The following is a 13839-nucleotide window of genomic DNA, read 5'->3' as shown; positions in this document are numbered from 1 at the left end:
ACAACTTTCAACTTTCAACTCTCACCCCGTCCCCCATCCCTTATCTAATGAAGTGGTAACAGAATTTCAAATTCTGTACCTGTGCCTTCGCGGCTGTTCAAAGGGTCTTCTTGCTTAAACTGAACGGGCGATCGCACTTCCAGCTTGCCTCCATGCTTCGCGGTGATGATTTGATAGCTCACAGCCAGGCTGGTTTCTTTTTCTGCCCGTTTCTTGACTGAGAAAGAATCCAAAATTTGCTTTTGCACTTCGGGGGATAGACCTGGACCGTTATCGGTAATGCAAATCGAGATCCAGCGAGAGGCGGCTCCATTATCTGCTTGCAGAGAACGCACCTGGGTCGTAATCTCAATCGTTGGTTTGAAGGTGGGCGCAGGTCTGCCACCCATTTGCATGGTTTTGAAATCCAGATCAAGCTGCTGGCTGATGGCTTCGTTGAGCAGGGCATCGATCGCATGGCTCAAAATATTCATCAATACCTGGTTCAGTTGTCCGGCATAACAAAGAACTGGCGGCAGATTCCCATAGTTTCTGATGATCCGAATCTCACTGGTCAGGCGGCTCTTGAGCAGTAGCACAATGCTTTCAATCAGTTCATGCAAATCCGCTGGTTTAGGATAAACCTCATCAATGTGGCAAAAGTTTTGCAGGCTGGTGGCTAATTTCGACAGGCGATCGGCTCCTGTGCGAATACTGTCAATCGTGCGGGGCAAATCCTGGCGCAGATAGTCAACTTCCTCCGCTTCTCGCAGGTCAAGGATTTCAGCCGGGGGATTGGGCAAATGTTTTTCGTAAGCATCCAGTAATTGCAGCAAACTTTTGCCATACTCCATCACATGGCTCAGGTTGCCCCAGATGAAACTCACCGGGTCTAAAATTTCGTGCGCCACGCCATCCACCAACCGCCCCAGGTTTGCCATTTTGTCACTCTGGATCATCTGTGCCTGGGTGCGCTCATACCTGACCTGGGTTTCAATTCCCCGAATTTGCCAGTAAGCAATATTGAGGGAATGAACATCGAGCAGGTAATATGCTTGGGGCTTTAGTTTCACCAGAATGGGTTCGCTCAGGAGTTCGGGCGATCTCCGCAATGCCTGATGAGCCGCAACCACAATCGGAGTTGTTCCCGGTAGCTGTAAGATCTCACTGCGAACGTAGCTATACAGCACTTGCAAGGGTTCTTTTAAGAACAGCTCAATTCCGTGGGGACGAATTAGCGATTCCAGCAACCGTCTCCGGGAAACCATGCCAACAAACTTTTCCCGATTCACCAAAACCGATCCCGGCAACAGGGGATGTTGCTCAAATACCTGCGCCAGTTCCCAACCCAAACACCGCAGATCAACCTGGAAATGGTAAAGCGGCAAATCTTGAAGGGTAGACTCCAGATGCAACGCCTGGTTGCTGCCCTCATAGAGCGTGGGCTGTGTGAACGGTGGCGTTGATTCGTTTAACACAAGATGATCGAACAAGATAGCAACCCTGATCGAGAGGCTTTTCTCTATTCAGCCTACCCAAATTCATGGGTTTTTAACGATGAGGGGGCTGCCAGCAAGATAAGGGAGTCAGGTTTATCCGCAGTGGAGTCAGCGATCGATGCTACCCTCAACGAAGGGCTAAATTGTAACTATGACTTATTGCCTGGGCATTATTACTCAAACTGGACTGGTGATGGCGGCTGACTCGCGCACCCATGCGGGGGTTGACAACATTTCGACCTATCGCAAGCTGTTTCATCTGGTGGTACCGGGCGATCGCGTCATTATTTTGTGTACCTCCGGTAGCCTTTCCCTGACCCAGGCGGTGTTGACCTGCCTGGAAAAAGATATTGAGAGTCAAACCACCACCAATCTCCATTCCTGCCAATCGCTGTACGACATGGCTCGTTACATTGGCAGCAAAATTAGAGAACTGCACGAGCAGCATCGAGCCTGGTTGAAAAAGGACGGCATCGATTTCAGTTGCCGGTTTCTCCTGGGTGGTCAAATTCGGGGAGATGACCCCAAGCTATACATGATTTACAACCAGGGCAATTTCATTCAAGCGACTCCCGAAACCCCCTTTTTTCAAATTGGCGAAATTAAGTACGGCAAGCCAATTCTGGACTATGGGCTGACCTATGGTACTTCTCTGGAAATGGCAGCCAAACTGGCGCTGATCTCAATTGACTCGACCATGCGCTCCAATTTATCGGTGGGTCCACCAGTCAATTTGGTGATGTATGAGAGCGATCGCTTCATCATTGATCATCAACTCCAACTAGACCGGGGAGACCCCTACCTGCTCCAGATGGATCGCTTCTGGGAAACGGTTGTCAGGGAAGCAGCGATGCGGCTCCCTACAATTAACTGGCAAAGTCGCCAACCAAACCTGTCAACCCCGGATGCATCAATGGAAGTCGCCTCTCCCATTTTTGAAAGCAGCAAAAATACGGTTGATCGCCTGGGTACCAGTGAGTTCATGTTTAGAAGCAATCCTGAGGATGCCGACAGCAAGCGGTGCTGAGAGGAATAGGAGACGGTCTATCTTAAGATAAAGGTCAGACTACGTGAAGTAATGTAACAATCAAAAGAGGTGATTTTCAGACTGGTTTCGACGTAAAGGCGTGTTTATGCTCTCAGACAGTCCCCTTCAGATTTCCCAATTGCTCCTTGCTGCCATGGGAACACGCATGTTCACCTATTACCAGAATCGCATTCCGCAGGATAGTGCAGTGCTGCTTGTCAGCAACCATCGCAGCTTTATGGATGCACCTTTGCTAATGGCAGCGTTGAACCATCCGATTCACTTTGCCTGCCACCATTACATGGGGCAGGTACCGGTTCTACGAGAATTTGTCAGCCGCATGGGTTGTTTTCCTCTGGATAGCCCCAATGAGCGCCAGCACAACTTCTTCAGGCAGGCAACGGAACTACTGCAAACCCAACAGTTTGTCGGTGTTTTCCCAGAAGGGGCTGAACCAATGGTAAAGTCAACCTCACCCTGCCAGCTTAATTCCTTTCACCGGGGATTTGCTCACCTGGCGTTGCGTGCTCCCGTCAATGACCTGGTGGTGCTTCCCGTTGCGATCGCCCCAACTGAAGAAGTTTCTAGTTCAGGCATTCCGTTACGTCTACTCAGCCTGTTTGACCCTTCAGAGCCGCTGTTTGCTCGTGATGACTGGCATCCACTGGTAATCTACAAAAGGGTAAATGTTCTGATTGGTCGTCCTTTATGGATTTCCCAATCTCAGCGAGAGCAGTATCAGGGGAAGCAAGCCAGATCTCTGGTTGCCGAGCTGACCCACCAGTGCTGCACCGAGATTGATGATTTGTTGCGTATGGGATGCGAGTAACATGCCTCATATTCAAAGTCGCCCGGTCTTTTTGACCCCTCAGCGACTACAGCCAGACTATCCTCTATTTATCTTTTTGCCAGGGATGGATGGCACCGGTCAACTGCTACGAAACCAGACCGCTGGCTTGGAAAAAGCATTTGATATCCGTAGTTTGGCCATTCCACTGGATGATTTGACCAGTTGGGACATTTTGACCAACAGTGTGGTGTCGCTGATCCAGTCTGAGATTGAGAAAGTACCCGATCGCCCCGTTTATCTCTGTGGCGAGTCGTTTGGGGGCTGTCTGGCAATCAAGGTTGCGTTGCACTCGCCCCAGTTGTTTGACCGCCTGATTCTGGTAAACCCCGCCTCATCCTTCGCGGCTAGACCCTGGTTGGCTTTGGGAGCGCAGATTGGTCGCTGGCTCCCCGCTCCCTTGTTTCACCTTTCATCCGTCTCATTGATGCACCTCTTAGGAAACATGGAACGCATTCCAGCGAGCGATCGCAAAGCCTTTTACGAGGCGGTTCAGTCGGTTCCCCAGGAAACCACCATCTGGCGAATGCTTCTGTTGACCCAATTTGAAGTTTCAGAAGCAGAACTGCGTCAGTTAGCTTTACCCATCCTGCTCCTCGGCAGTACCAGCGATCGCCTATTACCCTCCGTTGATGAAGTACATCGTCTGGCAAGCATCTTTCCCAATAGCCGGGTCGCCATTTTGCCCGGTAGTGGCCATGCCTGCCTGTTAGAAGCTGACATCAACCTCTACGAAATCATGGTCAATCATGATTACCTCCTTAACCCTAAGGCAACTCGTCAGTCAGCAAGTCCTGCCGCCTCTTTGCCAAAAGACTGGTAATCGAGGGTTAGAGGGGAACGCATGCACACCCATCTACCCATCACTTATCCACCCGCAGTTGTAGTTTACTCCTCTAAAAATCGCTGTAACTTCAGTGGTCAGTAGTAACCGTGAGTCGTCAGTCGTCAACAGCCTAAGGAAGATGGATTAAATAACCTGAACTATTTCTTGGTGGTACGGGCTTGGCAGTGCTAAGCCCCTCCGCGAAAAATTGCATCTTATTAAATTCTCATTCCTAAGCCTTTCAACTCAAAACTTTCAACTCAAAACTCTCAACTTCTTCCCCCTCATCCCTCCCTCCTCCCCTCAATGTCCAGACCGGCTGTATTCCTCGATCGCGACGGTGTCTTGAACCAGGAAGTAGGCTACATCCATACTGTTGCAGACTTAAATTTGATCCCAGGGGTTGCCCAGGCAGTCCGACAACTCAACGAGTACGGGCTATTTTGTTGCCTGGTTTCTAATCAGTCCGGTCCTGCCAGGGGCTACTATCCGACCAGCCATGTGGATGCTCTCCATGAGCGGCTTTGTCACCTTCTGGCAGAGGAAGCCGGAGCAACGTTGGATGCCCTCTACTACTGCCCTTACTTAAGCGCCCCTGAGGGGGGAACCGACCCGGAATATACTCTCTGGAGTACCTGGCGCAAACCGAACACCGGAATGCTAGTTGCCGCCGCCTGGGAACATAACCTGGATTTAAGCCGTAGCTTTATGGTGGGCGATAAGGCAACGGATGTGGATATTGCCCATAATGCAGGCTGTATTGGCATCCTGGTACAAACTGGGTTTGGCGATCGCGTTCTTCAAGGCAACTATCAGCATCAAACTATACCCGACCACATCGCTCCCAATCTTGCGGCTGCGGTCAACTGGATCGTGCAGTATCCCAACTGACAGGTATCTCATCGGACGAACACTATAGTGATATGGCGGTTCTCACTTGAGTGAGCTAAGGGACTCGCAAATTAATAAAGTCCCAACGTCATTCCCGCGCAGGCGGGAATCCATCGTGGAGCAGATTGTCTAGCGGGTACTTTATTTTGGGGCACCTGCGTGGGGATGGAATCCCCACGCAGGTGCCCCTGCACCCCATGTACTCCATTGCACTGCAAACCGCTATATTGCATAAAGTCATTCAACAAAGAGGAAACCTTTGTGGCAACTCCCAATCACCTGACCTTACTGGAGCAAGGAATTGACAACTGGAATCAGTGGAGACAGCAAAATGCCAGTATCGTCCCCGACTTCACAGGAGCAGATTTAAGAGGGTTCAATCTTGGCTGCGCTGACCTCCATAATGCCGAAATGGATGGAACAGACCTCAGTGGAGACGACTTTACTGGAGCCAATCTTTACCAGGCACATCTCAGTGGTGCCAATTTAACTGGCGCGCAGTTAGCAGGCGATAACTTGATAGATGCTGAACTACGAGGAGCTACCCTGATCGGCGCAAACCTCAGTCATGCCAATCTGACCGACGCTGATTTACAGGGAGCAAACCTGATTGGGGTTGACTTTAGAAACGCCAATCTCACCAATGCCAATCTTCGCAGTGCAAACCTGAGCTATGCCAAATTATCAGGCGCGAACCTGACCAATGCCGATCTCACCGATGCGGACTTGAGCCATACTGACCTTTCTGAAGCTATCCTCACTGGGACAGACATTCCCAAACTAAGGGATGGGATGGGATCTTGGGTTGAAAGACGTTAAAATCCCACCCCAACCGATAGACGATGAAACCGTCTATCCCGCCGGTTCGGGCGAAACCCAGTCTCAAACCACTGATTTGCACCCCTTAATTACCTGACTCCTCTACGATTGAGAGAATCGAGCATTTGCTGCCTGACGTGGATAGCCCACAAATCAAAATCAAAACTATCGTTTTTAGTGTCTGCCGATACCTTGTCAGCCTGAGGTTTAGATTGGGTATGAGTTTGGGTTTTCATATTAAGTAGGAAAAGGTGAGGACTATAAGTGCCTTTAAAGAGAAACCGGAGGAGAAGCGATCGCTATTACTCATCATCTTAATTAACTAGCCCTATCAATGCTTGGGCAAGATGAGACTAGAGCATGAGATGAATGCACCAAACGCATAACCCCCCAAACGTAGTAGATACGTGGGGGGCTTTGATGGGTCTCAGGTAGCTTCTGACCAAGAAAAGACCGCTCAGATCGCAGTCATTGCGATCGCCTGCTATTTCTGCTGGGCAATGAGGTCAATTCCCAAATAGGTCCTGCTCATATAATTAGCAAATCGACTGAGGGGGCTGCCGATCCCAGAACTTTGAACCGCCGTCGCTACCCCTAGTAATGTTACAAACTCTTGATCAGATAATTTTCCCGCCTGGTGCTTTTGAAAAGCATCGACGACTGCAATGAGTTCATCTACAGAAAAATCAAACCCATGATTGTTTGCAAACTCAGCCACAACCGGAGCACGCTCTCCTTTAAGAGCCTCCGATTCTTCCGTATCCAATTCCGATTCACTACTGATATTGCCGTCACCGACGCCAAGTAGTGACTCTAGCTGCTGGCGTAGACCCTCATCTTCAGCCGTTTTTTGCATAAATTGCAAAACTGTTGCAGTTGACATGGTGAAAAGCCCGGTGTAGTAGTTTCGCCAAAATCATAGCAGGACAGAATGGAATAATTGAATTAATAAAAACTGAAGCTTAGAACTTTTTCTCCCTGGGGGTGAGTCCTATGAAAAAGGTTGCTGTACTAGACGATGATGAACTCTGGTGCCAAACCATCAAGCGTTTTTTAAGAAATGATTTTGAGGTGGTTACTTTTTCAGATGCACAAACATTTTTGGACTCTCCTGTAGAATCCTTTGCGGTTGTCATCATTGATTTTGAAATTCCGCCCTATCGGTATGAAAAGGAAAAGAACGGGATCGAAATAATCAATCAATTAAGGTCAGAGCTGAAAACCCCTCCAAAATTTGTTTTGACTTCAGCCTATATCAGTAAAAACGATTTGGGGATTTATCTAAACCCTGCATCACTGGCAGATGCCATTTTGCCTAAAGACATGGGGCTAGATGCCATTCTGGCATCAATCAAACAGTTAGCTATTTGATTCGACTCACCGACTGATAGCCGTTTCCCCTGGCATCAGCCAGACGCACACCCATCCATCCACTGGTGTGGTTTATTTCTCTAAAAAGCGCCGTAAAAGCATCCAATCCATGCCCTTACGGGCGTAGTTTTGCCAACTCCTGGAGCGATGCCAACAATTTAACCTTTGCCAGCAGAATTTCTTTCTGAGGATTGAGGATAAACTTCCAGGCAACATTGACCGAGAACAGGGATGTCTGTACCCGCCCCATCACTGCGTAATCTATATAACCATCTTCCAGGGTTTCAGCCAATCCCTGATGAGGATACAAAATAACTCCAACCGCTTCCTTGCGCAGATAGGCAGCGATCGCCACTGGACCTCGAACCTCTGGCTCAAACGGGGGTTGAAGCACTCCATCAGGGGCAAACAATGCGCTCGTTGCCTCAAAATCGCCCACATTCAGGGTTGCAAAGTACCTCAGTACAATCGGTTCTTCAACTCCATCAATTTCATCAGGGGTAAGCGTTCCGATCACTTGAGAGTGAGCGTTTTCCGATACAGCCTTTTGTTGCATAAGAGAGTACCTGATAAAGAGCAAGCAAATTATCGGGGTTTCAACTCCAAAAATGCTCTCCCTGCTGGGATAGAATGCTCTCTCTCCTGAGATATAGCGGTTCTCATGCTGATGCTTTGTTATGAGTCATGAGTCCTTTGTGGGTGACCAATGACCAATGACCAATGACTAATGACCAATGACCAATAACGACCAAAAACGTACCTCACAAAGCTGAGAATTGCTATAGCTCAGATCTTCTTTTCATCTTTTGGTGCTTCTAACATTGACCAAGATCACACTCAAGAATGATCTAGATCTTGGCTGAGTCATGGGATAAACAACATACTGAAGAAGACTCAACTTTAGCCGAGTCATCAACAGGGAACACACGACTGCCGGCAGGTTTCTTTTAGAAGCTGTCGGTTTTTTATTGCTCTATTCACCGACTCCTGCCCCAACAGTGCCAAATTACTCGTTTCTGCCAGCACAACGCCAATCGGAATTGCCCTCCCCGTCGAGTTTGGCGCTGTCAGGGGTGAGTTTTCAGTCGGGTTCTGGCAGGCTGGCAGCACAGATGCACCAACCAGAAAAGCAGAGATCAGGATGCTGTGACTAAATCAGCGTTTGAAGCCGTTTCCATTGCGTCAGCCCCATGCACAGCCCCACCCATCTACCCATCCACCCATCCACCAGTTGTTGTAGTTGATCATCAAAAAATCGCTGTAATTTTTTTATCCTCTTTCGTTACTTCAAAAATATAAATTGACCATTTTCACCATTGGGTTCCATCTTGATCTGAGCCACATAGAACTCCTTCTGAATAATTTCACCTTCGGGTGTGAAAGAAATTTCGCCCAGGGGAGTGTCATACTTACCCGTCAACAGTTGTCGATTCAGGTCAACCCGCAGTTGTGGTAGCGCCGTTTGAGTAACTTTGCGTTGGCTGTCTAATGCCTTTAATGCCTCTACAAATACCTGCACTCCAGCGAAGGTTTGAGCACTGAACTGGGGCGGGTCTTTCTTGTACTGCTTCATGAATGCTTCCCGAAATGCTTTGTTAACCGCACCAGGATGCTGGGGACTATACGCCTGAGCGATCAGTACTCCATCGCAGAGGGCTTTACAAACCTTGAAAATGTTAGAGGTGTTCAGCCCATTGCCGCCGATAATCAATCCCTGGTAGCCCAGCTCGCGCAGTTGCCGTACCAAATTGCCACCATCCGCAGACAACCCAGAGATAATCACAAGATCGGGCTTGGCATTGAGGGCAGCCGTTGCTTGAGATTGAAAGTCAGTATCGGTGGTCTGAAATTTTTGAACGGTTACAATTTCAAGCTTCTGCTCTTTGACCGTTTGCTGAAAAATATCAGTTTCAGATTTGCTGAAGGCATCGTTTTGAGCAAAGAAAACAGCGACTCTTTTAATATTGGGATTCATTTTGAGTGCCGCTTTGACCGAATTGGGGGCAACTATCGAAACGGGAGCAGAAACGCGAGAGACAAATTCACCAATCTGGGGAATGCCCTTAGCCGTATTCGATGGACCAATCACAGGAACTTTGGCATTATTGGCAATCGGACTGGCACTAAAGGCTTGCTGTGACAAAGTGGGGCCGACAATGCCGACAACCTTATCCCGATTAATCAACGTTTGAAAGGCATTAATAGCCCCAGCCTCGTCGCCCCCCGTGTCCTGAAACACCAGCTTGATTGGGGTTCCATTAACGCCGCCTTTCTCATTGAAATACTGTTCCGCAATTTTTGCCCCATTCACTTCTTCCTGTCCCAACAAAGCAACATTGCTCGTCTGGGCAACCCCAATGCCGATCGCAATCTCTCCCCCCCCAGTCGTTTGGGAAGAATCCGTCGAGGTTGTGGTACCCGGATTACTGGAGTTACAGGCACCCAGGGCGATCGCCAGGGAAGTCAGCAAAACAGATAAACGAGAAGCAGCATTCATAACCCAATTTCAGCCTGTAGGTAGGGGGATAGTAGTTCTCATTTCATCATATTCTGTGGGCGCTCAGCACAAGGAGTGCCTGCATTTGAAGCAAGTGTTTGACCCGCTTTTGGAAGCGCCTTATATTACAGAACATTTCAGGAATATCTGAACTCGTAAACTTTAGTGTCTTCTCCTGTTGCAGCAGAAAGTTCTTTGTTAGGCTTCAACTATGAAAAAAGCTCATTGGATGATTCCGATCATTTGATGGGTTTTTTGGCTTAAATTTTTCCTGGCTGATTAGTTGGTTTTCTGATCTTTCATTTAGTTTTCCAAGCTTCATTTAATACCCTAGCGTTATGAAACACTTTACTGCCCAATGGATTGAGGAATGGTGTCAGGAAAACGGCTGGACTGACCTGTTTTTGGAGTGCTCCCACTACTGGGCATTTCCTCCGAATGCGGTCATGCCGGTGCCAATTCCCAACCAAGTTTTGAGAACTATTAAGGCAGAGAAAGGGTTGTGCTTTGAAGAAAAAATTTGGTGTTTCGCAGCCGTTTTTAGTGCTGTTACCGCAGGGATTTCTGCTTATTTGCTTTCCTCCCCCATGCCGCTTGTTGCCGCCTTTGCTTTCTGTGCAGTAACCGCTGCTCGCCTCGAAGATGAAACCTTAGCTAACCTCTCAGAATAAGGTTTTTATTGTTATTCTCTTTTTCCAGTTTTCCGCTTGATGTAACGTATTCATCCCTCTACTCCCTCTTAATGAGAGGGTGGAGGGATGTTCTCTTCTAGTGGGGATACATCTGTAGATAAAAACTAAACACTAACCTTCCACTAACCATTCCCTAATTCTCATACCAATTCTTTATGAGGCTTTGCTGAACAAGGGGCTTAAGCCCTTTGTCTGACAAGGTCAATTCTGCTCATCCTCAAATGACATCGGTATCAACTCTCAACTCTCAACTCTTCTCAACTCCCTCTTGACTCTCCATCAGACTGGAGACCTCAAGATGAAGAAGTGGAGTTGGATGATAATTATGACCTTAGAGCTTACTGTTCCTGACATGGCATGTTCTGCCTGTAGTGACACCATTACCCAAGCCATCAAGGCGATTGATCCTACGGCTCAGGTTGAAGCGGATCCCAAAACAAAACAGGTGACTGTCGCAACCCAGGCATCAGAGTCCGCAGTTCGGCAGGCAATTACAGCGGCAGGTTACGCGATCGCTTAAAGCAGGTTCATATGAAAACGACAACCCTCAAGCTGCAAGGGATGAGTTGTGCTGCCTGTGCCAGAAATATTGAAGTTGCAATGCGGGCAGTGACAGGAGTCAGCCAATGCAGTGTGAACTTTGGGGCAGAGCAAGCCACCGTTCAGTACGATCCACAGGCGACGGATCTGGAAGCCATTCAAACCGCCGTTTCAGCCGCAGGCTATGCTGCTGTTCCACTGCAAGAGGAGGAACTATTGACGGGGGAAGGCGATGTTGAAAAAGCAGCCCGTCTTACCGAAGAACGCTATCTGATTCGTAAAGTGGCGGTTGGAGGGGTGATTAGCATCGTGATGGTGATTGGATCGATCCCGGCAATGACCGGGCTAACTATCCCTTACTTTCCGATGTGGCTGCATAACTTTTGGCTTCAGTTAGTCCTCGCCACACCCGTTCAGTTCTGGTGCGGTGCCAGTTTCTACCGCAATAGCTGGAAAGCGCTGAAACACCGCACCGCTACCATGGACACTTTAATTGCGTTGGGTACCAGCGCGGCTTATCTTTATTCCCTGGTGATTACTGTGTTTCCTGGCTTTTTTGCAGCTCAGGACTTGATGCTAAATGTTTATTATGAAGTCGCAGTTGTCGTGATTACGATGATTCTTCTGGGACGGCTGTTTGAACATCGAGCCAGAGGAAAAACAACTGAGGCAATCCGCAAGCTAATCGGATTACAGGCAAAGACTGCCCGTGTGATTCGGTTTGGACAGGAAACGGATATCCCGATCGCCCAGGTGGTCGTTGACGATGTGGTATTGGTGCGTCCCGGAGAAAAGGTGCCGGTAGATGGTGAGGTACTCGAAGGCACTTCAACGATTGATGAAGCGATGGTCACTGGAGAAAGCCTGCCAGTGACTAAGAAACCGGGAGATGAGGTTATTGGTGCCACCCTGAACCGGACGGGCAGCTTCCAGTTCCGAGCAACGCGGGTCGGTAGAGATACGGTGTTGGCTCAGATTGTGCAGTTGGTCAGAGAAGCCCAGGGATCCAAAGCTCCCATTCAACGATTAGCTGACCAGGTAACAGGCTGGTTTGTGCCCGTCGTGATTGCGATCGCTGTGGCGACCTTTTTGATCTGGTTTAACGTGACGGGCAATCTCACCCTGGCAACCATTACAGCGGTAGGGGTGCTGATCATCGCCTGTCCCTGTGCCCTGGGACTGGCAACCCCAACCTCAATCATGGTGGGCACAGGTAAGGGCGCTGAACATGGAATTTTGATTAAAGATGCCGCCAGTCTGGAACTGGCTCACACCATTCAGACCATTGTGCTGGACAAGACAGGCACGTTAACCGAAGGCAAACCCACCGTCACCGATTTTGTCACCATCCTTGGCACTACCCACCAAAATGAACTCAAATTACTGAGACTGGCGGCTTCCGTGGAGCGCCATTCCGAGCATCCCCTGGCAGAGGCGATCGTGCGCTATGCCCAGTCCCAGGAAATAGACCTGACAGAGGTCAGGGATTTTGAGGCAGTGGCAGGCAGTGGCGTTGAAGGTAAGGTGTCTGACCGGGTGATCCAAATTGGAACTCAATCCTGGATGGGAGAACTGGGGATTTATACCGCTGTCGAAACGTTGGATGGAACTGCGCTAGAGGCACGGACAACCGCACTGGAATCAGAGGGCAAAACCGCCATCTGGATCGCCGTTGATGATGAGATCCAGGGCATCATCGGCATTGCCGATACCCTAAAGTCCACATCCAGGGAAGTTGTTGCGACTCTGCAACGGATGGGAATCGAAGTGGTGATGCTGACCGGAGACAACCCGCAAACTGCCGAAGCGATCGCCCACGAAGTGGGAATTACCCGTGTGTATGCCCAGGTACGCCCTGAGCAGAAAGCGGCAGTGGTGCAGGCACTACAGCAAGAGGGCAGGGGAGTAGGGCAGCAGAGAGGCAGAAGAGCAGAGGGGCAGGGGGGCGGAGAAGACTCAACGCCAAAATCCAAAATCCAAAATCCAAAATCCAAAATCGTAGCGATGGTTGGAGATGGCATTAACGATGCGCCTGCCCTGGCTCAAGCCGATGTGGGGATCGCCATTGGCACGGGAACTGATGTGGCGATTGCCGCCAGCGACATCACCTTAATTTCCGGCGATTTGCAAGGGATTGTCACCAGCATTCAACTTAGCCGCGCCACCATCCGCAACATTCGCCAAAACCTGTTCTTCGCCTTCATCTACAACGCCGCCGGAATTCCCATCGCGGCTGGAATCCTGTTTCCCCTGACTGGCTGGCTCCTGAACCCCATCATTGCTGGAACCGCTATGGCATTCAGCTCCGTCTCAGTCGTCACCAACGCCCTTAGACTCCGCAAGTTTAAACCGGTATGAGAGGGAGGTTTGAGTTTGATTCTATTCCCCAATCATCCTGCGAAGAAACCGGGGAGCTAAGAGCCGTCGCACACCGCCTTATATTCAACTCCTAAGGAACATGGATTAAATAACCTGAACTATTTCTTGGTGGTACGGGCTTAGCAGTGCTAAGCCCCTCCGCGAAAAATTGCATCTTATTAAATTCTCATTCCTAATCCTCAACTCAAAACTCAAAACTTTCAACTCTTAACTCCTCTCCCCTCCTATGCTCCCCAAACCCCACCTACGATGCACTCCCCTGCTCATTCTGGGCTTATTGATAGGACTGTCATCCAGCGTAGAAGCATCTTCTATGCATTCTGAGCATGCGTCCCGGACCCAAGCATTTCAACGGGTTGAACAGCCACTTCCATTAAAACTGGGGGTCACCCTGGGTGGAATTGCCCTGATTGCTCTGGAGTTATGGTGGTTTCTTGGCGAGAAACCTCAGTCCCGCTAGATCTCGTTATAC

15 protein-coding genes are annotated in these 13839 nt (G+C 49.3%); 10 read left to right on the top strand and 5 right to left on the bottom strand.

Annotated features, from left to right (window positions below; translation table 11 throughout):
* Positions 1-44: 44 nt before the first annotated feature.
* A complete protein-coding gene (locus tag AC1S52_RS28110) occupies positions 45-1457 on the bottom strand; it encodes a sensor histidine kinase (RefSeq protein ID WP_482032356.1) in 1413 nt (470 codons plus the stop codon).
* A gap of 172 nt (positions 1458-1629) precedes the next feature.
* Between AC1S52_RS28110 and AC1S52_RS28105 the strand changes: the two genes are divergently transcribed.
* From AC1S52_RS28105 to AC1S52_RS28085, 5 genes are all read left to right on the top strand, one after another.
* On the top strand, positions 1630-2505 hold the full coding sequence (locus tag AC1S52_RS28105) for a proteasome-type protease (protein WP_482032355.1): 876 nt from the start codon (positions 1630-1632) through the stop codon (positions 2503-2505).
* 106 nt (positions 2506-2611) lie between these two features.
* On the top strand, positions 2612-3334 hold the full coding sequence (locus AC1S52_RS28100; RefSeq protein WP_482032354.1) for a lysophospholipid acyltransferase family protein: 723 nt from the start codon (positions 2612-2614) through the stop codon (positions 3332-3334).
* Between the two features lies 1 nt (position 3335).
* Entirely contained in the window at positions 3336-4175 is an 840-nt protein-coding gene (locus AC1S52_RS28095) for an alpha/beta fold hydrolase (protein WP_482032353.1), read from the top strand.
* A gap of 309 nt (positions 4176-4484) precedes the next feature.
* Positions 4485-5069, top strand: a complete 585-nt coding sequence (locus AC1S52_RS28090) for a D-glycero-alpha-D-manno-heptose-1,7-bisphosphate 7-phosphatase (RefSeq protein ID WP_482032352.1) — start codon at positions 4485-4487, stop codon at positions 5067-5069.
* 261 nt (positions 5070-5330) lie between these two features.
* On the top strand, positions 5331-5888 hold the full coding sequence (locus tag AC1S52_RS28085; RefSeq protein WP_482032351.1) for a pentapeptide repeat-containing protein: 558 nt from the start codon (positions 5331-5333) through the stop codon (positions 5886-5888).
* 484 nt (positions 5889-6372) lie between these two features.
* Here AC1S52_RS28085 and AC1S52_RS28080 read toward each other — a convergent pair whose 3' ends face one another.
* On the bottom strand, positions 6373-6771 hold the full coding sequence (locus tag AC1S52_RS28080) for a Nif11-like leader peptide family natural product precursor (RefSeq protein ID WP_482032350.1): 399 nt from the start codon (positions 6769-6771) through the stop codon (positions 6373-6375).
* 110 nt (positions 6772-6881) lie between these two features.
* On the opposite strand from AC1S52_RS28080, the gene AC1S52_RS28075 reads away from it, so the two are divergent.
* On the top strand, positions 6882-7259 hold the full coding sequence (locus AC1S52_RS28075; protein WP_482032349.1) for a response regulator: 378 nt from the start codon (positions 6882-6884) through the stop codon (positions 7257-7259).
* A gap of 115 nt (positions 7260-7374) precedes the next feature.
* Here the strand turns inward: AC1S52_RS28075 and AC1S52_RS28070 are convergent, their stop codons facing one another.
* From AC1S52_RS28070 to AC1S52_RS28060, 3 genes are all read right to left on the bottom strand, one after another.
* Complete coding sequence (locus AC1S52_RS28070) at positions 7375-7815, bottom strand: nuclear transport factor 2 family protein (protein ID WP_482032348.1); 441 nt, start codon at positions 7813-7815, stop codon at positions 7375-7377.
* Between the two features lie 356 nt (positions 7816-8171).
* Positions 8172-8369, bottom strand: coding sequence for a hypothetical protein (locus tag AC1S52_RS28065; protein ID WP_482032347.1), 198 nt, complete (start codon positions 8367-8369; stop codon positions 8172-8174).
* A gap of 172 nt (positions 8370-8541) precedes the next feature.
* On the bottom strand, positions 8542-9756 hold the full coding sequence (locus AC1S52_RS28060) for an ABC transporter substrate-binding protein (RefSeq protein WP_482032346.1): 1215 nt from the start codon (positions 9754-9756) through the stop codon (positions 8542-8544).
* A 338-nt stretch (positions 9757-10094) separates the two neighbouring features.
* Here AC1S52_RS28060 and AC1S52_RS28055 point away from each other — a divergent pair, with 338 nt between their 5' ends.
* The 4 genes from AC1S52_RS28055 to AC1S52_RS28040 all read left to right on the top strand — a co-directional run bounded on the left by AC1S52_RS28055 (position 10095) and on the right by AC1S52_RS28040 (position 13827).
* Positions 10095-10427, top strand: a complete 333-nt coding sequence (locus AC1S52_RS28055) for a slr1957 family protein (RefSeq protein ID WP_482032345.1) — start codon at positions 10095-10097, stop codon at positions 10425-10427.
* A gap of 346 nt (positions 10428-10773) precedes the next feature.
* Positions 10774-10968, top strand: coding sequence for a heavy-metal-associated domain-containing protein (locus tag AC1S52_RS28050; protein ID WP_482032344.1), 195 nt, complete (start codon positions 10774-10776; stop codon positions 10966-10968).
* Positions 10969-10979: 11 nt separating this feature from the next.
* Positions 10980-13346, top strand: coding sequence for a heavy metal translocating P-type ATPase (locus tag AC1S52_RS28045; protein WP_482032343.1), 2367 nt, complete (start codon positions 10980-10982; stop codon positions 13344-13346).
* A 334-nt stretch (positions 13347-13680) separates the two neighbouring features.
* On the top strand, positions 13681-13827 hold the full coding sequence (locus tag AC1S52_RS28040; protein ID WP_482032342.1) for a hypothetical protein: 147 nt from the start codon (positions 13681-13683) through the stop codon (positions 13825-13827).
* Positions 13828-13839: the final 12 nt, after the last annotated feature.

The organism is Kovacikia sp. CALU 1929 (assembly GCF_056784235.1).
Note: the sequence above shows the minus strand (reverse complement) of the source record. Positions and strands in the feature narration are given on the sequence as shown.

What these genes read in the sequence shown, in the direction of transcription:
- AC1S52_RS28105 (WP_482032355.1), top strand. Translation starts at nt 1,630, where the DNA reads ATGACTTATTGCCTGGGCATTATTACTCAAACTGGACTGGTGATGGCG.
- AC1S52_RS28100 (WP_482032354.1), top strand. Translation starts at nt 2,612, where the DNA reads ATGCTCTCAGACAGTCCCCTTCAGATTTCCCAATTGCTCCTTGCTGCC.
- AC1S52_RS28095 (WP_482032353.1), top strand. Translation starts at nt 3,336, where the DNA reads ATGCCTCATATTCAAAGTCGCCCGGTCTTTTTGACCCCTCAGCGACTA.
- AC1S52_RS28090 (WP_482032352.1), top strand. Translation starts at nt 4,485, where the DNA reads ATGTCCAGACCGGCTGTATTCCTCGATCGCGACGGTGTCTTGAACCAG.
- AC1S52_RS28080 (WP_482032350.1), bottom strand. Translation starts at nt 6,771, where the DNA reads ATGTCAACTGCAACAGTTTTGCAATTTATGCAAAAAACGGCTGAAGAT.
- AC1S52_RS28075 (WP_482032349.1), top strand. Translation starts at nt 6,882, where the DNA reads ATGAAAAAGGTTGCTGTACTAGACGATGATGAACTCTGGTGCCAAACC.
- AC1S52_RS28070 (WP_482032348.1), bottom strand. Translation starts at nt 7,815, where the DNA reads ATGCAACAAAAGGCTGTATCGGAAAACGCTCACTCTCAAGTGATCGGA.
- AC1S52_RS28060 (WP_482032346.1), bottom strand. Translation starts at nt 9,756, where the DNA reads ATGAATGCTGCTTCTCGTTTATCTGTTTTGCTGACTTCCCTGGCGATC.
- AC1S52_RS28055 (WP_482032345.1), top strand. Translation starts at nt 10,095, where the DNA reads ATGAAACACTTTACTGCCCAATGGATTGAGGAATGGTGTCAGGAAAAC.
- AC1S52_RS28050 (WP_482032344.1), top strand. Translation starts at nt 10,774, where the DNA reads ATGACCTTAGAGCTTACTGTTCCTGACATGGCATGTTCTGCCTGTAGT.
- AC1S52_RS28045 (WP_482032343.1), top strand. Translation starts at nt 10,980, where the DNA reads ATGAAAACGACAACCCTCAAGCTGCAAGGGATGAGTTGTGCTGCCTGT.
- AC1S52_RS28040 (WP_482032342.1), top strand. Translation starts at nt 13,681, where the DNA reads ATGCATTCTGAGCATGCGTCCCGGACCCAAGCATTTCAACGGGTTGAA.